The sequence below is a fragment of the Bacteroides sp. MSB163 genome (assembly GCF_036416795.1).
GTDB lineage: Bacteria > Bacteroidota > Bacteroidia > Bacteroidales > Bacteroidaceae > Bacteroides > Bacteroides maternus.
Map to the genome: position 1 here is coordinate 960109 of NZ_CP143867.1, position 23143 is coordinate 983251.

Annotated in this window: 9 protein-coding genes; 1 reads left to right on the forward strand and 8 read right to left on the reverse strand. The window is 44.7% G+C overall.

What is annotated here, in order from left to right:
- Window position 1: 1 nt before the first annotated feature.
- The 7 genes from VYM24_RS03340 to VYM24_RS03370 all read right to left on the reverse strand — a co-directional run bounded on the left by VYM24_RS03340 (window position 2) and on the right by VYM24_RS03370 (window position 16630).
- Window positions 2–2422 (reverse strand): sulfatase-like hydrolase/transferase, encoded by a 2421-nt coding sequence (locus tag VYM24_RS03340; RefSeq protein ID WP_291550982.1) that lies wholly within the window; start codon window positions 2420–2422, stop codon window positions 2–4.
- 4 nt (window positions 2423–2426) lie between these two features.
- A complete protein-coding gene (locus tag VYM24_RS03345; protein ID WP_330941445.1) occupies window positions 2427–4298 on the reverse strand; it encodes an alpha-L-fucosidase in 1872 nt (623 codons plus the stop codon).
- A gap of 25 nt (window positions 4299–4323) precedes the next feature.
- Window positions 4324–7389 (reverse strand): glycoside hydrolase family 2 TIM barrel-domain containing protein, encoded by a 3066-nt coding sequence (locus VYM24_RS03350; RefSeq protein ID WP_330941446.1) that lies wholly within the window; start codon window positions 7387–7389, stop codon window positions 4324–4326.
- Between the two features lie 27 nt (window positions 7390–7416).
- The gene (locus VYM24_RS03355) at window positions 7417–9732 is read right to left on the reverse strand and encodes a glycoside hydrolase family 20 protein (RefSeq protein WP_330941447.1); all 2316 of its coding nucleotides are present in this window, start codon (window positions 9730–9732) and stop codon (window positions 7417–7419) included.
- Window positions 9733–9758: 26 nt separating this feature from the next.
- A complete protein-coding gene (locus VYM24_RS03360; RefSeq protein ID WP_330941448.1) occupies window positions 9759–11342 on the reverse strand; it encodes a sulfatase family protein in 1584 nt (527 codons plus the stop codon).
- A 238-nt stretch (window positions 11343–11580) separates the two neighbouring features.
- On the reverse strand, window positions 11581–13392 hold the full coding sequence (locus VYM24_RS03365) for a RagB/SusD family nutrient uptake outer membrane protein (protein ID WP_330941449.1): 1812 nt from the start codon (window positions 13390–13392) through the stop codon (window positions 11581–11583).
- A gap of 19 nt (window positions 13393–13411) precedes the next feature.
- Window positions 13412–16630: a SusC/RagA family TonB-linked outer membrane protein gene (locus tag VYM24_RS03370; RefSeq protein ID WP_330941450.1), complete on the reverse strand. Its 3219-nt coding sequence runs from the start codon at window positions 16628–16630 to the stop codon at window positions 13412–13414.
- Window positions 16631–16900: 270 nt separating this feature from the next.
- Here VYM24_RS03370 and VYM24_RS03375 point away from each other — a divergent pair, with 270 nt between their 5' ends.
- On the forward strand, window positions 16901–20797 hold the full coding sequence (locus tag VYM24_RS03375; protein ID WP_330941451.1) for a hybrid sensor histidine kinase/response regulator transcription factor: 3897 nt from the start codon (window positions 16901–16903) through the stop codon (window positions 20795–20797).
- A gap of 695 nt (window positions 20798–21492) precedes the next feature.
- On the opposite strand, the gene VYM24_RS03380 is transcribed toward VYM24_RS03375, so the two are convergent.
- A complete protein-coding gene (locus VYM24_RS03380; protein ID WP_330941452.1) occupies window positions 21493–23061 on the reverse strand; it encodes an arylsulfatase in 1569 nt (522 codons plus the stop codon).
- Window positions 23062–23143 lie beyond the last annotated feature (82 nt).

Below are 23143 nucleotides of genomic sequence, written 5' to 3' on the forward strand. Positions count from 1 at the left end.
ACTAATAATATTTCGGAGCAGGAGGATTTTCACCTTTATAATCTCGATTCGTATAAACGCGTATCCAGTCGATGTACATGGCAGGTTTGGCATCTTTTTTCCATTCGGAAGGAATGATAGCACCAGGCCAGGCATTCGGGTTCGTAGAAATACCCGTACTGAAAATCAGGAAGAAGCCCAGCGGATCACTCCAAGGCCAGTCGGTATTACCATCAGCACCTTTGTGATGCTCAAAATAGGCTTGTCCGTTGACACCTCCTACAATGCGGTCGGGATACCACTCCAGCCAATAGATATTCCATTGAGACATATTGGCAAGATTGATGGAAGAAGTGACACTACCACCACCGCCTACGACACCGGCATAGTGGTTTTCGGAATGAAGCGTGAAATGAGCACAATCGTTCAATGTCTTCTTAGGATTCTCCAAAAGATCGATCTCACCATTCTTCGGCCAGGGGCGGTTATTGTTTCCCATAAACCAGAGGGCATCATTGAAACCTACATAAGGAGTACGTTTGAAACGTATTTCAATACGCATATTTTCAGTAAAGTTACACCAGAATTCCTTACTGCCAGGAAGTGAGGTGCGATAGCAACCGTGGGAATACTTCACTTTCTTACCGAAGCGGTTGTCTATCGAGTCTTTCTCCTCTATACTCCAGATGCGCAAAACTCCATCCTCTACTTTTGAACATTTCCGGTTATCAACCTTTGCCGTACGTGACATATGCAAGCCTCTATGTTCTACAAAGCCAAGCGGCAGTCCCTTTTTCGTATCTTTATCATTAAACTCATGTGCTGTATAAAAAGACCATCCTTTCATTTTAGGATGCATATCGCCCTTCTTCAAGTGCAGGACATCCTCCGGATTGTCATACACCAATGTTTCATCATCTTTCGGCAATATCCTCTCTACGTCTTCTCCATCGGGATAGGGAACAAACTTGCCAGTAGTTTTCAGAATAGGCATAGTGGCATGTTGAGCTCGCAAATAGTCACTCAAAACTTTGACCAGCTCCTTCACTTTATCCGGATAGTATGCAGACAAATCATGCTGTTCGGAAATATCATCGCTCAAGTTGTATAGACAATCGCTGCCGGTTTCGTAATAATGAATTAATTTCCAGTCACCTTTCACAACAGCACTTTGCGGAGCACCAATCGTTTGTATTCTCTCACCCCAATTATTCGGATAATGGAAAAATAAAGCACGTTCTTTTTCTCCAGTCTGTCCTTTCATCTGCGCCATAAAGCTCTGCCCGTCAATCTGCTGTGGTGTCTGATAATCATGTACTCCAGCTATTTCCAACAGAGTCGGAAAGAAATCTTCAATAATGACTGGTGTATCATTCATGGTTGAGGGGGATGTTACATTCGGATAATAGACGATCATCGGTTCGCGAACTCCTCCTTCTTTCAAGGAACCTTTTCCTTCACTCAATGGAGCATTTTTATCGGCACGGCCTATTGTATAGCCACCATTATCCGACATGAAAAGAATAACTGTATGATCTGCAATGCCTTTCTGGTCTACATAGTCCATCAAATCTCCCAGGCTCTTGTCCATACCCTCCACCAAGGCAGCATACTGAGCCTCTTTATGCGGAAGCCCTTTATCCATATACTTCTGATAGAAACGCTTGTCTGTCCCGAAAGGCGCATGCACGGCATAATGACTCATATAGAGGAAAAAAGGTTTGGACTGGTCAAGAGCCTTATCCATAAGCCCTTTTGCCTCCAACGTCAAAGCCTCAGTAAGAAAAGTATCTGTTCCATGATACTTTTCCAAATCGGGCACAGCCCATATCATTGCCCATTCCGGTTTACCGGAAGCACCATATCCTTCTTCTCCCAAATAACTGCCCATAGCACCGGCTGCATGACCAGCTATGTTATAATCAAAACCGATTGCCAATGGATTGGCAGCCGGTGTATCTATCGAGCCGAAATGAGCTTTACCTACCATCATGGTAGTATATCCATTTTCACGAAGCAATTGTGGCAGGCACTTTGCATAAAAAGAATGTTCCAACCCGGGTTCAGGACACAGACCATTATAATTCCATGCTTCAAAATCCAGCGTTTCATTTTTCCGGTCAGTCGGTGTATCTTTCTTCAACGTCCAGTTCGTTACTTTGTGCTGGGCAGCATTTGCTCCCGTAAATAAACTGACACGTGAAGGAGAACTGATGGGGCATGCATAAGCGTGTGTAAATCTGACACCTTTCTTTGCCAGACGCTCCATATTAGGGGTTTCATAAATATAATTCAGTTCGGTGGTATCATTCCAAAACGGTAAGGAAGTATCTTGCCATCCCATGTCATCCACCAGAAAAAGAATAATATTAGGTTTCTGCTGAGCTATGGCATTACCTGAAAGCAATGCCATAGCAGCTATAGAGAGTATCGAATTCTTCATAACACTACTTTGTCAGGATACCGACTTCACCGACCGTTACAACATTTTTATTATTTATCTCCGACAATGGTTCCAGCTTGAAATAACGTGCAGGATATGTTTTGCCAAACCGTACAAAGTAAGGCACAGGATTGTGCATGATATTGCTGAACTCACCGCTTGCTTCACATTTAGTCCATGACTGACCATCAAGACTGACGTAGAAAACATACTTATAGATAGTTCCCGTTAAATCTTCTTCCAGAGAGGGAGCATAACTGAAACCATTCACACTCACTTCATGTCCCATATCGACTACCAATGGTGTAAGTGCGGAAGCACGCCAAACCGTTTTCCGGTCCCCATCAATAGCCTTACGGGAATCTGCATTGCCACCAACCACCTGCCATCCATCGACAGGTACATCGCTGAGTTGTACTTCTTCATTTTTATCTGCAAGAGGTTCTGCATAGAAAAGACCGACCGCAGCAACATTAGCCACACCACGGGCAGAGCGAATGGTTACACGAATGCGCTCCGGACGAGTATCAGAGAAACGTACAAGACGTTTATACCCTACTGTTGTGCCTTCTGCCATATGAATCCAGGAACCATCTTTATACGCTTCTACAAGGAAACTTTCAACACGTTGTCCTTTGGATATATCTTCCTGAATCATGAAAGCATTTACCAACGCATCTTTCTGTATATCATATTGACGGACTGTACCGGAAGTTCCATGCCATGCCTCGTTTCCTTTCAGCACAAAATTACGGGCAAAAGTTTTCTTTAAATAACTGGAAAATTCTTTCAGCCGCTGCACATCATTTTCATTGATCACCCCACGAAGGTCGGGCGGAATGTTCAATAATAGAACGGAATTATAGCCTACTGATTTGAAATAAATATTCGTCAGATGATTTAAAGACTTCACTTGCTTGTCCTGATCGGCATGATAAAACCAACCCGGACGGATGGAAACATCTACCTCAGAAGGATACCAGAAAAGTTCGGTAGCGCGAGCCACTATATCACGCCCGCCTAAGTCCTTTGCCTTTCCATAGATACCCAGTTTCTTGTTCTGTTCACCGGAACGGGGATAAATGCCCGGAGTCAGCGCCGTAGCACTCCATTCTGTTTCACGACCGATACCTCTTTCATTGCCTACCCAGCGAACATCATCACCCATAATGGCTGTGACTGCTTTAGGTTGCAGGCGACGGATAGTTTTCAGTATGGCATCCCAGTCGTAGATTTGTTTCTTTCCATTGGGACCTTCACCATTAGCACCGTCAAACCACACTTCATGGACTTCACCATAATTGGTAAGCAATTCGGTCAGTTGCTCGATGAAGAACTGGTTGTAGGCAGGAGAATCACCATAGCAAGAGGCATTACGATCCCACGGGGAGAGATAAACTCCAAACTTGATACCGTACTTCTTGCAAGCATCCCGCAATTCACGTACCACGTCTCCCTTTCCACCTTTCCAGGAAGAAGAGGCTACGGAGTGACGAGTAGTTTTGGTAGGCCAGAGACAGAAGCCATCATGATGTTTGGCAGTGATGATAGCCATCTTGAAACCGGATTCTTTAAGAGTCCGCACCCATTGTTCGCAGTCCAGCGAGGTAGGATTAAAGATGACAGGATCTTCAGTACCATCTCCCCACTCTCGTCCGGTGAAAGTATTTACACCAAAATGCAGGAAAGCGGTCAGTTCCATACGCTGCCACTCCAATTGTTGCGGAGTGGGTACAAGGCGTGAAGCCATTTCTATCTTTTCCGCAGCTGTAGCATCAGCGGGAAAAGCAACGTGCTTTTCATAATAAGTTTCTTGTGCCTGCAATCCGGAAAGGATTGTAAGACTGAGAACTGTAGTTAAAATCAGGTTTTTCATGCTATCGTATATTATAGGTTTCGATCTATTTCAAAGGACGGATTGCAAACCGGAATGTGTAATCCTGCACAGGTACACGATACTGCGGCAATACTCCAGGACCACAGGTAGCCGTACCGACTCCTGCTTGTGCTGCATCCAGATGAACAGTTATCACTCCTTCGCGCCGTAGTTGATTGATATGCGTTGCCGCATCCAGATTCTCATCCGTAAAAGGAATCACACTAAATTGGAACGAGGCATCGGAACAGAATGCCAGCCCCTCACCTGCCTCATCAGCAAGTTGCATCCAACGGACATCCGTACGATTACCCGTTGCTTGCGGACGAACATAATAGTGAAACATGCGCTCCACATCGGTGTGATAAATATCTATTTTACCGGATTGGTTACGATCCATATAAGTTTCATGCTCTCCACGCCCCAGATAAGACACCTGACTGTAAGCATCGGGCATTTCAAAAGTAAGCCCTACACGCGCCAGTGAAGTGATAACGGTAGTATCCGGTACGAAGTGTGTCTGTATATCCAATTCACCGTTTTTCTTTAATGTATAGATGAAAGAAGCGGTTCCCACTTTTTCACCACGGACATTTAATAATTCCACTTTGGCACGTCCACCACGGGTAGAGGTCTTCACGGTAAGGGCACGCTGTGTCAACTGATCCAACCCGGCTTTCTTCCAGGCTTTGGCCCCTCCTACTTTTTCACGGTTGTCATTATCCGTCACCGGACGATAGAGGCTCAATGTAACAGGGGAAAACAGTAATTCTTTCCCATTATAAATATAAGAGCGAAGCGCCCCTGTTGCCGGATCTATATTCATTTCCACCTTACCCGAAAGTCTAGTTTCCGGAGTCCGGTAGTTCTTATTACCCGAAAGAACAAACTGGTCATAGGCTACTTCGTAATCCGTATTAATAAACGGAACAACATCCACAGGCGTCCAACTTAAGTTCAGATAAGCTTCACGAACATCAGTAGGTAAACGTACAGCACCCAGCGTAACTTCAATGGTAGCGTGCGGAGCGGCATCTACCCGACGAGTACCGTCAGCAATCACTTTCCCATGATCACCTACCACCTGCCAGTGTAAGGTATAAGCATTCAGATTCGTAAAATCATACCAATTCTTTATACTTAAAGTCAAGTTGCTTTTATCAATCAATGTAGCCTTTATATATTGATATGCTTTCTTCACTTCCAGCAAATGCGGATGAGGTTCGCGGACAGCATTCACCAGACCATTGCAGCAAAAGTTCCCGAAACTGGGTACATTCTTCGGACCATAATCGCCACCGTAAGTCCAATACCAACGACCATCGGCATCTATTTCACGGAAAGACTGATCTACCCAATCCCAGATACAACCGCCCTGCACTATAGGTTCTGTTTCGAAAACATCCATGTATTCCTTCAATCCGCCTCCGCTATTGCCCATAGCATGCAGATATTCAGTCATGATGAAAGGACGATACACTTTCGGTTCTGTCTGGCGGGCATAGGCCAGCAATTCTTCCACACTGCGGTACATACGGCAGTAGATATCCGTATTATAATTCTGTTCGGCACGCTCGTATTGTATAGGGCGGGTGGTTTCAATGGACTTCATCCAATCATATGTTCGTTCAAAATTGATTCCGTTACCCGCTTCGTTGCCCAACGACCAGATCACGATACCCGGATGGTTCTTGGCACGTTCGTACATACGTTGCGTACGGTCCATGTGTGCAGGCAACCAAGTGCTATCCTTTGCCAATGAAGCCGGGCCATACCCCATGCCATGCGATTCGATGTTTGCTTCATCTATCACATAAAGGCCGTAACGGTCGCAGAGTTGATACCAGTACGGATGTGTCGGATAATGCGAGTTACGCACAGTATTCAGGTTATGTTGCTTCATCAGGCAAATGTCTTCTTCCATCAGTTCTTTGCTGACAGTACGTCCCAACTGTGAATGTTCATGCCGGTTAGCACCTTTTATCAATATAGGTACCCCGTTGATACAGAAACGGCCATCCTTGATTTCGGAAGTACGGAAACCAACTTTACAACCGGTCAGGTGTGTTATATGTCCTGCATCATCTTTCAACGTCAATATTAACGTATAAAGATTCGGATGTTCTGCACTCCAACGTTTTACACCAGGAAGAGACTGTTCGTCAAAGGTAATAAAATTATTCAAACCACGGTTCTTGACCGGTATTTCATTTTGTAATATTGTCTTTCCGGCAGTATCTTTCAGACTATATGCCAAAGTAGACACACCAGTCGCACTTCCTTCAACTGTTACATTAAGGCCGAAAATTCCTTCCTTATACTCTTTCTTATCCAAAGAAGAAGTCACTTTATAATCAGCTATAAACTGGCGTGGAGTACTGTAAAGATAGACATCCCGTTCAATGCCACTCAACCGCCACATATCCTGACACTCCAGATAGGAACCTGCACTCCAGCGATATACTTCAAGTGCCACGGTATTTTCTCCTTCCTGTACATAGTCCGTGATATCCCATTCGGCAGGAGTCTTTGAACCTTGATTATAACCCAGCATATGTCCGTTCACCCAGATATAATAGAAAGAGATCACACCTTCACAACAAATCACGATGCGACGGTCTTTCCAGTCAGCAGGAACCGTGAACGTACGGCGATAAGAACCTACTTCGTTCTCTGCATAAGGTACCAGCGGTGGATTCTTCTTGAAGTTGAACAAAGGATCATCAAATTCATAAGTTTCGTTCACATAAATAGCCGTACCATATCCCTGACGCTCCCAGTTACCGGGTACATCGATATCTGCCCATCCGCCCGTATAGAACGAAGGTTTATAGAAGTCTTTCGGACGATGATCGGGATTCTTCACCCAATGGAATTTCCATTTACCATTCAGACTCATATAGTAAGGTGATTGCTCATAATTGCCTTCACCCGCAGCATCAGCATTCGCATAAGGCCATATATAAGTATGTGGTGCCAGTTTGTTTTTTCCGATAGCATATTGGCTCTGCCATTCCGGCTGTACAGCCTGTGCTATAGCAGGGATGGTAAGCAGGCAAGTCAGACACAAGCTCAACAGGGTCTTTTTCATGGTACTATATCTCATTTTTCTAATTTTCTATTCTATTATTATCTCATCAAAGTATATCCTCGCTTCCTGTCCCGGACGTACATGCGTGAAAGGACAGTCTCCTGCTCCACGGGCTACTACACGAACATAACGTGCCTCTGTCCCTATTTCAAACAGGATATCTTCTCTAAATACACCTTCACGGAAGATTTCGTTCTTTGTGTAGCTGCACTCACCCACTTTGCGATACTCCTTGTCATCACCCGAAATCCAAACTTCTATTTCAGCTGGTTTATGCACTGCCATACCATAATTCGTAATAGAGCCTAACGTTAGTTTATTCACTAATTCCGATTTCTCCAGGTCGAGGGTGAAAGTAACCGTATCGCTTTTCATCCAGGAGCACCATTCCTGATCGGTATATTTCTGACTTCCCCGTATCCCGTTTGTCAGCATATAAATATCTCCTGTACTGGCACTCTTAACAGGCTTTGCCGTCGCTTTATTCCAGATGACAGGCAACTCCAGCATTTGTCCCAATTGCTCGTTTCCGGCAAAGGTTACTGCCTTAATTGTTTTGGCCTCTGTAAGCATCAACGGTTTTATATAAAGGGGTGATTGCGCAGTCGGCACACTGCCATCCATTGTATAACGCACCTGTGCATCAGGGCGAATACAATCCAGTTCAACTTGCAGACGACCCTCTTTCGGAGTTACAGTCTGTTGTATATTATACATGGAACGGGCATAGACAATGCCTTTTGCAGCCAAGTGTTCATTAAAGTGGTCCATAGCTTTCAGGTAAGAGGCCCAGTTCTTGCGTGCAGGCTTCGTCCAAGCAACTTCCGCCAATGCCGACAGGCGGGGGAAAAGCAGGTAGTCCACATCTGCCGGAGAGTTACAGAACTCTGTCCACATACACGCCTGAACCCCCATTAGCAGAGATACAGCCTGCGGTGTCCAGTCTTTCTGTACAGGTTCATAGTCATAGACATCTTTCAGGGTGTTATTTCCAAAATATGTAATAGGTTCGAACCATTGGGGACCTTGATAGCGGATGAGGTACAATATCCGGGCAGGAGTCATGATAAAGCGGTGGCCCAATTCGGCAGCTTTCAGTGCAGCCTGTCCGTAACCTTGCCATCCAAGGATAATGCTCCCTTCGGGGATTCTGGCATTCGTCAGTTCATCCCATCCTATCACTTCACGTCCCTTATTCTGCACATACCGTGCTACCCGTGCCATGAAATAGCCTTGTAATTCTTCCGTATTCTCCAAATTCTCTGCTTTCATCCGTGCCTGGCACAACGGACATTCTTCCCAATGTGTCTTTCTCGCCTCATCACCACCTAAATGGATATATTTTGAGGGAAACAATTCGAGTACTTCATCCAGAATATCTTGCAGGAAAGTAAATACACTGTCATTTCCTGCACAAAAGATAATATCCGCATGATTCCCGCCTAAACCGGGCAATACACCGATAAATTTATCCACTACCGGACAGGACAGCAAAGGGTAAGCCGCCAATGCAGCATTACTATGTGCCGGCATTTCTATTTCCGGGATCACTTCGATATGCCGTTCCTGAGCATAGCGCACAATCTCGCGGATTTCATCCTGCGTATAGAATCCTTTTTCCACAGTAGGTTCACCCTGACGGGGATTACGGCGTTCAGGGAATGTCTTGCCCGGACGGTCTACACGGCATGATCCTATTTCTGTGAGCAAGGGGTATTTCTTGATCTCAATACGCCAGCCATTGTCATCTACCAGATGCAGATGTAACTTGTTCAACTTCAGCATCGCCATGCAATCAATAATACGCAACAAGTTTTCCTTGGGGGAGAAAAAACGTGCCACATCTACCAATAGTCCCCGATAACCGAAACGGGGCTGGTCGGTGATAGTCAATGCCGGAACAGTCCAATCGACGTTCTCCGTCACTTGTTCACTTTCAATCGCAGAGGGAAGTAATTGACGGATGCTTTGAAGGGCATAATAGAAACCTTGCAGATCAGAGGCACGGATGGTTATCTTCTTAGCCGTTATCTCCAGTTTGTAAGCTTCACTTTTTAAGGTAGCGTCCGTCACCAGACAGACATCACCTTTCCGGCTATCTACCTTTATGCGGGGAGTAAAACCTGCCGCACGGGTAAGAAGCCCGGTGAACTGGCGCACTTGCTCAGCTTGTCCTTCATTCTCTACTGCGAAACTCGTCTTAGCGGAGAAGTGGAAGTTACCCGTGCCCGGTACTAAACTCACCGGGCAGGGAACTAATGAAAAAGGTTGTGTCAAGTTATCAGCCTGAATGTTTGTTACTGCCAGGAACAGACAAAGCAGTACTGTATATATATATTTCATAAGGTCATTGCGTTTGATAATATGAATTATTCTTTATCTCTCTCTGGGGAAAAGCGTACCGGATCATTGTATTGTTCCTGCAATGCCGTAAGTTCGGTTTTCAATTCCTTCACAATGTCTTCCGTACCCGGCTGTCCATAGATATTACGCATTTCGGTCGGATCGGCCTGTAAATCGTACAATTCCCATTCATCGATGTCATTATAGAAATGGATCAGCTTGTAACGTTCTGTACGTACCCCGTAATGACGCTTCACCATGTGTTCAGCAGGATATTCATAGAAGTGATAGTACAGGGATTTCCGCCAGTTTTCAGGTTTTTCGCCTTTCAGTAATGGAACCAAGGAAAGTCCCTGAATATCTTCGGGCACCTTCACACCGGCCAGTTCCAGGAATGTGGGTGCATAGTCAATGTTCTGTACCAACTCTCCGATGTCTCCTTTACAGTCGAAGCCTTTCGGCAAACGCATAATCAGCGGTGTATGCATGGATTCTTCATACATGAAACGCTTGTCGAACCATCCGTGCTCACCCATATAGAAACCTTGATCGGAAGTATAAACAACTAATGTGTTATCCAGCAATCCTTTCTCTTTCAGGTAATCCAGCACACGGCCTACATTATCATCCAGAGATTTCACAGTCTTCATGTAGTCGCGGATATAGCGCTGGAACTTCCAGTTGGCAAGTTCTTCACCCTGAAGATTCTTTTTATAGAAATCATCGATGATAGGACCATAGAACTTATCCCATGCGGCACGCTGCCCCTCATCCATCCGGCCAATATATTTCTCATAAAGAGACTTCAACCGAGTTTCTTTGTCCGGATGTAGCATTTTGAGGTCATAGATCATATCCATATCTTTCACAATGCTCATTTCCTGTGCGGCAGCGGCAGGACGTCCTTCGTAATCGTCAAAGAAATTGTCCGGCAGCGGGAAGGTCTTGTCTTCATAAAGTGCAAGGTTGCAGGTATCTGCCAACCAGTTACGATGAATCGCTTTATGATGAATTAAAATACAGAACGGCTTATTTGTATCCCGCTGATTTTCCATCCAATCGATAGCATCATCGGTGATGATATTGGTCACATATCCGTGCTTCTGTATCGTATCATTGTCCTGAGTGATAAAATCAGGATTATAGTAATCACCTTGTCCGGGCACGATCTCCCAGTAATCAAAACCCGTAGGCAAACTTTCCAGGTGCCATTTACCAACCAACGCAGTCTGATAACCGGCCTGTTGCAAAAGTTTAGGGAAAGTTTGCTGCGAAGCATCGAACACGCAAGTGGTGTTGTCGTAGAATTTATTGGCACAACTGTGCTTGCCCGTAATCATACAGGCACGGCTGGGTCCGCTCAATGAGTTGGCAACAAAACTGTTGGTGAAACGTACTCCATCGGCAGCAATGCGGTCCAGGTTCGGTGTTTCCATATAACGGTGGTCATAGCAGCTCATCATCTGGGCTGTGTGGTCATCCGTCATGATGTATACGATGTTATATTGCTTCTGCTCTTCAGCCTTCTTTTGGGCAGAGCATGAGGCCAAGGATGCCACAGCGGCGGCACCGGTCAGGGAATAGAGTAATCCTGATTGTAAGTTTTTCATGGTCGGAAATCTTTAGTAGTTTAATTGCCCAAAAGTACGCGTAATGGATAAGAGCAATGTTCAAGAATATCTTTATCATATCCAAAATTCACCATTTCGGGTATATCTAAAGCAACAAAAAGACAAAATTAAAAGCAGCGAAGACAAAACCGGAAGCAGAACAGACAAGATGCGCTGTCTGCTTCCGAAATGTTAGGTTATATCAGCCTATTGAAAAAAGGTGGTCAACTGATAGCTATTAATAGCCGAAGTTATTATCGCTATTGGAAAGCCCCGGGTTCGCATCTATTTCACTGGTAGGAATCGGCAGAAGGAGATTCTTTCTCAGGAAATCATCTGTCAGGTTGCCATCGTTAATGAGCCGGTCGGCAAAGTTATTATTGCTGCCAGGATAATTGCTATCTCCCTTAATGGTCAGTTCATGATTGGCATTCAGCTCCAGCAGTTTCTTAAAATACTTTGTGCCACGAATACGTATCATGTCGTAGATAGCAGGTTCACCACAGAGTTCTATAACGCGTTCAAAATACAGTTTTTCCGTGACCTCATCCTTGGTAAGAGACGATGACCAGTCTGCCGGCTGTGCCGAAGCTACGGCTCCGGACTTGCGTGCACGGGCAAGCACTTCGTTGGCCAGGCTGATAGCTTTCTGAGTATCACCCAGTTCATTATAAACGTCCGCCATCAACAGCAACATCTCAGCATAACGGTAAACCATCAGGTTCTTGTGAGCCATCGTACCTGTTTGTTTCTGGTCATAAAGCTTACCAAAATACGGCCATTTATTTCCGTTGCCCACCTTCACAAATTCTTCCGTTGCTTTAACGAGCGTTTCACCATATGGAGAGTTACCGTGCGTAGTTTCATAGTTCTCAATAAAACTGAGACTCGGATTCTTCGGGTCAGCAAACTCTGCATAAGGCAATTTGCCCACATTGTACAATTTCACATCTGTTGTTCCCGGTACTATTTCATCATACGTATATCTCCAGTAAGGATACGTATACACGGAATCATTAGGGGTAGGAATTGAACCTACCTGCGGCTTCGGATTAGCCTGATTGTTACCATTACGGTCTCTCCATCTTGTCAGAAAATTAACTTCTATGCGGGGATCTCCCGGATAAGTGCCTTCGTGCATGTCATAAGCGAACTTGGCAACGCGATACGTGCTCCAATTGATACCACTCGTAGAGGCTTGCGGTGCAAAACGATTACTAGCACGGTTATAAACGCCACTGGCATTACCGGTTGAGTAGTTCATCATGACAATGGCTTCTTTGGAAGTAGCATACTCGCCAAACAGATCTGCGAACTTAGGTTCCAATGAATAAACTTTGCTGGCATACACTGCATCAAACATTTCCTTTGCATTCTGCCAGTTGGCAGCAGCATTGATATCCAGGGCAGCCATCTTATAATATACTTTACCCAAGAGAGCCTTAGCGGTCCAGGAGTTAACGCGACCCACTGCCGATGTTTCGGAGATAGAAGTAGCGTCTTTCAAGTCAGCCACTACCTGGTTCAAGACTTCTTCGCGAGGAGAACGAGCGATTGAGATACCTTCCGAAGAAGAAGCTATTGTTTTCAAAGGTACATCACCGAACAAAGAAACCAGGTTATAATAAGCCAGTGCTCTCAATATTTTAGCCTCTCCACCCTTCTGATTTTTGACACTCTCACTCAAAGAACTTTTTTCAATACTTTCAAGGAAAGCATTGATTTCGGATATCGCTTTGTACATGCCATTCCAAGTGGGCGAAACCAAACTATTGGCAGCCAATGTATTCAGGGCATTCAAATCTTCGGGACGCTGTGACCAGGCAAGACCGGAAGCAACAATAGGAACTTCCTGCCACATCTGCCCATAAGCGTTGGTGGAAGCCATATAGCCGTAGCATCCCAGCAAAGCCAACTCTGCATTACTCTCGGATTGGAAGACAATATTGCTGTTCTGAGAATACAGGGGATCTTCATCAAGTAGCGCATCGCAAGCCGAGAAGCTGCACAGTGCAACCAAAGACAGGATGTAATATTTATATTTTTTCATATTCGTAGAGTATTAATGATTAAAAAGTTAAGTTTAAGCCAAATATAAAAGAACGTGGAGATGGGTAAGAACTCATATCAACTCCCGGACGAAGTCCGTCGAATGTAAAAGAGCTCACTTCCGGGTCATAGCCACTATAGTTGGTAATGATAAATGCATTCTTAACAGAAGCATAAACAGATGCATTCTGGAAACCAATCTTACTCAGCCATACTTTAGGCAACACATAACTTAAAGTGATATCAGCGCAACGCAGATAACTGCCGTCCTCTACATAGCGGTCCAGCACAGCATTCGGCACAGTGTATGCAGAACTCGGATATAAGTTAGAATGATTGCTTTCTGTCCACATATTCCGGAATGCCTCTCTGGTAATGTTATTAGACCGGATACCCGGAGTATTGATATAACGGTTGTTCGTATTCAAAATGTCTCTTCCCTGTACACCATTAAATATCGCAGACAAGCTAATGTCTTTCCATGAAACCGTTGTAGAAAAACCGTATGTGAAGTCCGGATTCGGGTCACCAATAATGTCACGGTCATTTACATTGATATCCCCATCCTTATCCTCATCACTATTTACATACTTAATATCACCCGCTACCGGAATAGCACCGTTTACCGTCTTATAGTATCCGATTGAACCATCCTTCTTAGTATACTTCACACCTTGATCTGTGATGTCTTCCGGCTGTACAATGCCTTGTGTTACGTAACCGAAGAACAAGCCCGGAGCTTTACCTTCCATGAAGACATGAGCCACACCAAAGTGGTCGCCCAGAGAGTTACCATAATAACCCACATTCTCTCCCAAGTAACCAAAATCAGACGGCAGAAGTCCCAACTCGCTAATTTCGCCTTTATTAAAGCCGATGTTACCCATTACGCTCCATTTCCATTCTTTGCCATCAATGATCTGTGCGTTCAAGGAGATTTCAACACCCTTATTGGTCAAAGAACCCTGATTGTAATAAGTAGAACCGAAACCGGCAGAACCGGGTAATGATCTGGATATCAATAAGTCCGTAGTCTTCTTTTGATACACATCAACGGTACCGCTCAAGCGTGAATTAAATACTCCGAAGTCCACACCTGCATTCCAGGAAGCTGTCTTTTCCCATTTCAAACTATTGTTTGACAGATTGGTTACGGAGAAAGCTGTTAACGGATTACCTGAACCATCAGCATAATAAAGATTCGAATTAGAGCCATACATAGAGAATGTAGAATACGGATCGATAGACTGGTTACCGGTAACACCGTAGCTCACGCGAACTTTCAACTGACTCAGCCAAGTGAGATTTTTCATAAACTCCTCTTGTTCCATTCGCCATGCCAGTGATGCAGACGGGAAATATCCCCAACGACTGCCTTTGGCAAACTTACTGGAACCATCGGCACGGAAAGAAGCCGTAACCAAGTATTTATCTAAGAAGGACACATTGACACGTCCCAGGTAAGAAACCAACTGGTAGTCTTTCTGGATAGGTTGTGCATTGGTTACATTGCTTGCCATGTGAAGACCGTTCTCACGCATTTCAAAAAAAGTGAAGTTATTACCCGTCGTATTCTTATTCAGGAAATTATAATCTTCATAAGTAACACCGGCTGTAGCATCCAACGTTGCGATAGACTTGATCTTCGTATTATAGTTCAAAAGGTTTTCTACAGAAACATTACTCTTGTTCAGGTTAGACAGTGACAACAAGCCCTGATTATTCATACCTTGATAAAGTTGCAGACCATACCAACGTTTGCGGTCATTAATATTCAGATTACCACCGGTACGAAGATTATAACGGAAAAACTTATTGATCTTCCAAGTCAAATCCATACTGGCTTTGAAACTCTTGTCATCCGTTACGTCCACATAGTCATTCAACCAACTGAAAACAGTCGTCTTGTTCTCATTATTGAAATTCGGGTCATCTTCCGGCATTTCAAACGGAGCATAATCCAATGCAGTACGAGAAATAGCTCCGGTAGAACCACCCAATGTATTACCACCCGCCATCATGTCATTCTGACGAAGAGCACCGCTCAGGGACAAGTCTATCTTAACAGCCTTTGAAATCTCGGCACTCAAATTAGCACGCAAGTCACCCTGTTTCAAAGAAGTTTGTTTTACCGTACCGTTAATATCCTTGAAATTGGCAGATATATAGTAGGTAACCTTATCCGAACCACCATTCAAAGACAAAGAGTAGTTCTGCGAGAAGGCCGAAGAATAGATTTCTTTTTGCCAGTTCTTATAATTTACGACATTATACGTTTCAGGATCGTTCGGATTATACTTGTCATAAGAACCGTTGAATACATATCTCACCTCATCACCTACAAGATAAAAAGGATACAAATTATCTTTGATTCTGCTGTTTGCATAGCTTGCATACTCTTCCAGATTAATCATATCCATCAGTTTGGCAGTATTGGCTATTGTGAAAGTGACCGAAGCATTCACTTTGGTCTTTCCTTGCTTACCTTTCTTTGTTGTGATGAGGATTACACCGTTTGCACCACGAGAACCATAAATAGCTGTTGAAGAAGCATCTTTCAATACTGTGATATCCTCGATATCGGCAGGATTCAGAGAAGACAAGGGGTCCTGATTGATCTGGAAGTCACCACTGATACCTGAAGAAGCAAATTCACCCGTTGACGCCTGCGGTACATTATCAATAACGTAAAGCGGCTGGTTGTCTCCACGGAGTGAACTGGCACCACGAATAGTTACTGAAGAAGCAGAACCGACAGCCGAAGATGAGGAGTTAACCACAAGACCTGCAATTTTACCCGACAACAGGTTATCGATAGAAGTTGCTTTGGCCGCATCATTGGCATCCGGACGTATACTGGTCAATGCTCCAGTAAGGTCGCCTTTACGAGCCGAACCGTAACCTACCACCACCACTTCGTCCAACAACTGCGTGTCGTCCTTCATGGTCACATTGATCACCGTCTTGTTACCTACCGCAATCTCTTGCGTCTCATAACCGATGAAAGAAAAAACTAATACTGATTTAGAGTTGGGGACATCAATCTTATAATTACCGTCAATATCAGTAATCGTCCCAAGCGATCCTCCTTTTACTTGTACATTGACACCCGGTACACCTTCATTGGTGCTGTCAATCACTTTACCTGTTACTTTGACGGATTGCTGTGCAAAAGCGGCAGCAGTAGTTGTCAAGCAGAGCAGACATGTTAGAAAAACATTAAATAGCTTCTGTCTCATAGAATTAAATTTAAATTAGTAAAGACTATTGTTAACATTGATTTCGATGCAAATGTAAAGCGAAACAGAAGGAGCACCGGTACAATAATCACTATTACTAAATCCAAAATTGACTACCTACAGCCTTCCTGCAGTGGTATAGCCAAATTTGGAGCTAAAAATAGACAAAATTGGAGTTTCTTCCCATCAGATTCCTGCCTTTTGTTTTGTATGGTTCGATACAAAAGTTTATTTTTGTTCCAATCTTTGCACAATACCATGAGAAAAACCATGTTAACCACACTAGTATTGTTCCTATTATCGCTCTTTCCGGATAAAGCAGTCGGCAATAAACAATACGCTTTCCAGCAGATAAGTACGCAAAACGGCCTGTCCTCTTCGGTCCGCTGCCTAGTTGTGAGCCAGGAGAAGGGATACGTATGGATGGGAACGAGGCTGGGTATCGGACGTTTCGACGGCTACGAACTAAGGAAATATCTATTGGGAAATATCACCCATATTATTGAAGATAAAGAACATACCATCTGGACCATTACTCCCAAAGGTTTATTCTACTACGATTATCAGGAAGACAAATTCCTCCAGGCACGCGACGAAGACAACAACCCGGTGACCGTGACTTCCATCTGCCCGTGGACCGACGGCGTGTTGTTCGGTGGTAACGGAAGACTCTATAAATATGACTATGCCAACCGGAAAATCAAATTCTTATATCCTCTGACACCTAATAATAAATACAATATTACCAACTTACAAAAGTGGGACGACCACACCCTATTGTGCAGTAACCGCTGGAACCACGCATTACTCATTGACGTACCTACCGGTCAGACACGGCCTGTCCCTTTTGAAAGTAACGAATTAATCTCCACTCTTATCGACAAGGATGGGAATATATGGATAGCTCCTTATCATCAAGGAGTGAGGTGCTACGACCGGAATGGCAAACTCCTACACTCCTACCACAGCGGGAACTCCCCTTTGCAAACCAACGTCGTGCTCTCACTGGCCGAAAATGACGGGAAAATCTGGATTGGAACAGATGGTGCAGGTATTTATATCTTAAATCCGGAAGACGACACAATGTCCGTCCTGTCCCATACCCCCGGTGATCCTTACTCCTTTCCGGTCAATTCCATTCTTTATCTGTACGCTGACGCTAACAATAGTATGTGGGCAGGCAGTGTACGCGGAGGACTAATCAGCATTAAGGAAGTAGGGATGAAGATTTACTCGGATGCCCTGCCCGGCACGGAATACGGATTAAGTGAGAAATCAATCTTATGCATCTATCAGGACGAAGATGACGAAATCTGGATCGGGACAGACGGCGGTGGAATCAACAGTCTTCATCCCGGCAACAAGAAATTCCATCACGTCATATCTACATGGGGAGACAAAGTATCTTCTATCACAGGAGTGGACAAACAACGGTTATTAGTATCCCTGTTTAGCAAAGGATTGTTCTTCTTCGACAGGAAAACCGGAAATTACCAGCCACTCATTATCGTAAATGACAGCATCAACGAACTGATGTGCAAGCGTGGAAAAACCGTAAACGTATTCCAAAATACACCCGAAACCATATTATTACTTGCCGAATCGCCTTATAGTTACCACATAAGTAAGAAAGAATTCACCCCTATTTCACTGGATAAATACACTAAAGAGATTATTGGTACCATGTTGCCGATAGAGAGCAAAGGTCCTGTCTCCTACCTGCACGATTTTAAACGCATCTACCGCATAGACTCCCGGAAGAATATGTTGGAAACTCTCTTCAGTTGTCAGGGAGACACCATATTCAATTCCATAGCTATCGATGAAAGCGGGGTTTTCTGGATAGGAAGCAATTACGGCCTCAGCCGTTACTCCATCGAGAAGCGAGAACACACCAACATTCCCAACAGCCTGATCCATGAAATCAATTCACTGATTTGTGATAAACGGGGGCGCGTATGGCTGGGGGCTGACGGAAAACTGTTTGCCCACCTCATTCACGAAGGAGAGTTCATCCTCTACGGAGAATCTGACGGAGTGATTCTGAATGAGTATCTGGAAAAGCCACGGTTGTTATCTGCCCAAGGCGATATCTACATGGGTGGTGTCAACGGCCTGCTCTGTGTCAACAAGCAACTTCCCGACGAGTCAACAACTCCGCCCATACTGGAACTGGCTGACGTATCGGTAGGCGGAGAGCGTATGAACGCCCTGATTAACACCGGACAAAGCCTGAAAGTACCGGAGCAAAGCAAGCCCATATCCATCAAGATTATCGCCCACGACAAAGATATCTTCCGCAAACCCATGTATCGCTACACCCTGCGGGGAATGGAGGGGCAAGTCATCTACTCTTATCAACCGGAACTGACACTCAGCGGGTTGCCTGCAAGAACTTATCAAGTGATGGCTGCATGCAGCACCCGCAGTGGAGGATGGACGGAAGATTACCAAATACTGGAATTAATAGTGCTTCCGCCCTGGTATAAATCCGGCTGGTTCACAATAAGTTGCATCATAGTGGCATTCTCCGGCATTGTACTCGTATTCTTCTCCCTGCTGCGCCGCAAAGAAAACAAGCTGAAATGGGCCATGAAAGAGCACGAGCAACAAGTGTATGAAGAAAAAGTACGCTTCCTTATCAACATCAACCATGAATTGCGCACTCCACTCACCTTGATACATGCCCCACTAAAGCAACTCTTGGCAACCTTATCACCGGAGGATGAAAAATACCCTATTATACAAAGCATCAGCAAGCAGTCCGGACGCATGAAAGAGCTTCTGAACATGGTGCTGAATGTACGGAAAATGGAAGTGGGACAAAGCACCTTGCATGTGGAGAACGTAGAGTTGAACCCGTGGGTGGAACAACTTATTGATGATTTCCGGCCGGAGGCAACAATGAAAGGAATTTCCATTGTTTACAATTCGGACAAGGAAGTGGACACCCTCTGTTTTGACAAGGAGAAATGCACCACCATCCTGACGAACCTGCTTATCAATGCACTGAAATACAGTTCTGAGAACGGACAAATCAGTGTATCCGTAAGTTTGTCCGAAGACCAGAGCAACGTGCGCATTTCTGTAGCCGACGAAGGTCCCGGTTTAAAGGACATAGATATAAACAATCTCTTTATCCGATTCTATCAAGGCAACAACAGCCGTCCGGGCACAGGTATCGGTCTTTCTTATTCCAAGATTCTGGCCGAACAGCATGGCGGGAGCATCGGTGCTTATGACCACGAAACCGCCCCCGGAGCAACCTTCTGGTTTGAGTTGCCCCGCAACGTGCAGCCCGGAAAAGTAACCCTGCAACCCCAACCTTATCTGAATGAGTTGTTAGCTCCTACCCAGGAAGTGGAAAGCATTCCGGAAGAAACAGCCGTAAAAGAGGAAACCACGAACAACACGCTGCTCATAGTAGATGACAACAAGGATTTGACTGACTATTTGTCCGAAGCACTGAAAGGCAAATTCAAGAAGATATGGGTGGCTTATGACGGTGAAGAAGCGCTGCGCATTTGTCGGGAATCATATCCAGATATAGTTGTCAGTGACATACAAATGCCCCGCATGAATGGGTATGAGTTGTGCAAGCACATCAAGGAAGACCTGGAAATCAGCCATATCCCTATTATTCTGCTGACCGCCCGCAATGATGAGGAAAGCCAGATTTTCGGTTACAAGAACGGAGCCGATGCTTATCTGACGAAGCCTTTTGAGGTCAGCATACTTCATACCATCATTCAGAGCCAACTGAAGAACCGTGAGCGGATGCGGACGCGCTATGCAGAAGCGGGACCATTGCCTCAGCCACAGGAAAGTACGTTCAGCCCGGCAGACGAGAAGTTCCTGAAACGGTTGAATAAGTCAATCACCGAGAATCTGGACAATCTACAGATGGGGGTGCCTTTCCTCTGTACGGAACTGGGAATCAGCCGCGCTTCTCTCTATAATAAACTAAAGGTGGTGACAGGTATGGGAGCCAATGATTACATAACCAAGCTCCGGGTGGAACGGGCGGTCTGGTTACTTACCCATAGCACCCTCAACATTAATGAGATAGCGGATCAGACGGGGTTCTCCACATCACGCTATTTCAGTACGGTATTCAAACAGTATATGGGGTGTTCGCCGACCCAATACAAGGAGGAACATACGTAAAAAGGCTGTTATGTAGTGTAAACACAGCTGTATCATTGCTTTCACATAGGCAGTTCATTGCTTTCGCATAGGCAGTTGCTTATTTCAGAGTGCTTCATTTTGCAATGGCCACAAATGTAGTTCAGTTGCCTCACAGTTATGAGGCTCGTGCTCCACAATCGTAAAGCACGAGCTCCACAGATGTAATCACCATTAAAACACTGGATATCAACAAAATAAACATACATAGTTTTCCCAATGAACATAGGAGATTGACATATACAATCCCTATTTAGAATGGATAAAAGTAGGTAAGAAACAGAGTGCTATCTAATGAAAAACAGGTAATCCGGTATCTTTTATATCAAAAAAAGCAGGAAATGAGAAGATAGGGAATCAAAGGTTTTATACGAATATGAAAGATAACAAAAAGATAATCAAAAACATACATCTAATTAAGAGTAGTGTAGGCAAATTTGCCTACACTCTGTTTTTATTTGCTTACACCATGCTATATCACCGATGAATAGGGAGATACAGAGCACGGGTGTAAGCGTGTAGGTAAAAGTGAGGATAAACTCTATGTAGGGGCTGAGTTCAAGTTATAAATGCGACTCTATGTTGTTCATTTCTTTTTCTCCTTTTCTTTTTCATTATAATACTCACTTTTTAAACGAACAGCTTTATTAATTTCATCTTGAGGTATCTTTTGAGTTTTATAAGGTTTCTATGTTAGAAAGTAAAGGATAATTCGAAGCGGACTCCGGCAATGTCACCGGGAACATATCGTTTTCTCTGTGCTCCCGACGGATAACTTCGAGCATCTGTTTCACGATTTCCGGATGTTGCGCAGCTATATCGTTATCTTCGTGGATATCCTTTGCAAGGTCGTATAGATGGGGCTTTCCTTTCTTAACTATCAGTTTCCAATCGCCCATACGAACGCCGAACTGGTCGGTTTCATGGAATTCCCAATAGAGGAAATCATGTTTCTGCTGTTCACCAGCGTTGCCTAACAAAGTCGGGGCAAAAGAGATGCCATCGAAACAGTCACCTTCTAACTTCTTGTTGATGTACTTTTTCGGGAATCCTTTGTCGCCCGCCAGTTCGCAGAAAGTAGGCATGATGTCATAAAATGCCAGCTGGTGGTCGTTTACCGAACCGGCGGAGATGCGTTCCGGCCAGCGCACAATGAAAGGAATCCGGATGCCACCTTCATGACACTGCCGTTTCAAACCACGCAGTTTCCCATCCCGTCCGAAGAACTCCGGGTCCGCTCCTCCTTCTTCGTGAGGGCCGTTGTCGCTACTGAAGATGACGATGGTGTTCTCGTCCAGTCCCTTTTCTTTCAACTTCTTCAAGACTTCACCCACGTAACAGTCCAGGCGGGTAATCATACCGGCAAACTGGGCATGAGTATGCTCCGAAACATTATAACGTCCTTTCTCATACCCGCCCCAGGTTTTATCTCTAAAAAACTTCTTCTTGTAGTTTTTCAGGATAGAATCATTCGGCTGCGCAAGTTCCGCATGCGGCAAGGTGTAGGTGAAAAAGCCATAGAAAGGCTGCTCTCCGTCCTGTTTGTCCAGCCATTCCAGCGCCTTACCGTGAATCAGGTCTGCCGAATATTGAGTGCGTTTCTTGTAATCATCGCCAAACATCGGGTAGTTGATATTATCTTCCAGCAGAATACGTATAACGCCTGTATCGCCTGCCTGTGTGCTGTACCTGTTCAGAAAGTTAGGGTAGTATAAATGAGCCTGGAACTGGCATATATAACCATAGAATTCATCGATACCCCGCTTATCCGGTGTGGAACAAGAGCCTTCATAACCACCTGCCCACTTGCCGAAGACTCCCGTTGTATAACCGTTCTTTTTCATAATCTCAGGAAGAATGATATGATTTTCATCGTATGGTTCCTGACCGACAACGGTAAATTCGTCATTAATCCCGTATTTCACGGTTGGAACTCCCTGCCAATACTCTTTATTTCCGCGCACATGGGTGTGTCCTGTATGTTGTCCCGTCATCAGCGAAGCACGGGAAGGGGCGCTCACCGGACTACCGGCATAGGCTTGGGTAAACAGCATGCCTTCGGCTGCCATACGGTCTATGTTAGGCGTTTCAATGTATTTCTGTCCGTAACATCCTAAATCCCCGTATCCCATGTCGTCGCAGAGGATAAAGATAATGTTAGGTTTGGAATTCTTGTTTGCCGCATTGGCACACAAAGCAACAGTAGCCAGCAGGCCTGTTCCTAAAGTTATAACTGTCTGTTTCATACTGAATTGTATATTCAAATTAAATATCGATGTATTCCGGGCGAATGATTATTCGCCCCTACAAGCGTTGTCACAATACGTG

What these genes read in the sequence shown, in the direction of transcription:
- VYM24_RS03380 (WP_330941452.1), bottom strand. Translation starts at nt 23,061, where the DNA reads ATGAAACAGACAGTTATAACTTTAGGAACAGGCCTGCTGGCTACTGTT.
- VYM24_RS03360 (WP_330941448.1), bottom strand. Translation starts at nt 11,342, where the DNA reads ATGAAAAACTTACAATCAGGATTACTCTATTCCCTGACCGGTGCCGCC.
- VYM24_RS03345 (WP_330941445.1), bottom strand. Translation starts at nt 4,298, where the DNA reads ATGAAAAACCTGATTTTAACTACAGTTCTCAGTCTTACAATCCTTTCC.
- VYM24_RS03340 (WP_291550982.1), bottom strand. Translation starts at nt 2,422, where the DNA reads ATGAAGAATTCGATACTCTCTATAGCTGCTATGGCATTGCTTTCAGGT.
- VYM24_RS03350 (WP_330941446.1), bottom strand. Translation starts at nt 7,389, where the DNA reads ATGAAAAAGACCCTGTTGAGCTTGTGTCTGACTTGCCTGCTTACCATC.
- VYM24_RS03375 (WP_330941451.1), top strand. Translation starts at nt 16,901, where the DNA reads ATGTTAACCACACTAGTATTGTTCCTATTATCGCTCTTTCCGGATAAA.
- VYM24_RS03365 (WP_330941449.1), bottom strand. Translation starts at nt 13,392, where the DNA reads ATGAAAAAATATAAATATTACATCCTGTCTTTGGTTGCACTGTGCAGC.
- VYM24_RS03355 (WP_330941447.1), bottom strand. Translation starts at nt 9,732, where the DNA reads ATGAAATATATATATACAGTACTGCTTTGTCTGTTCCTGGCAGTAACA.
- VYM24_RS03370 (WP_330941450.1), bottom strand. Translation starts at nt 16,630, where the DNA reads ATGAGACAGAAGCTATTTAATGTTTTTCTAACATGTCTGCTCTGCTTG.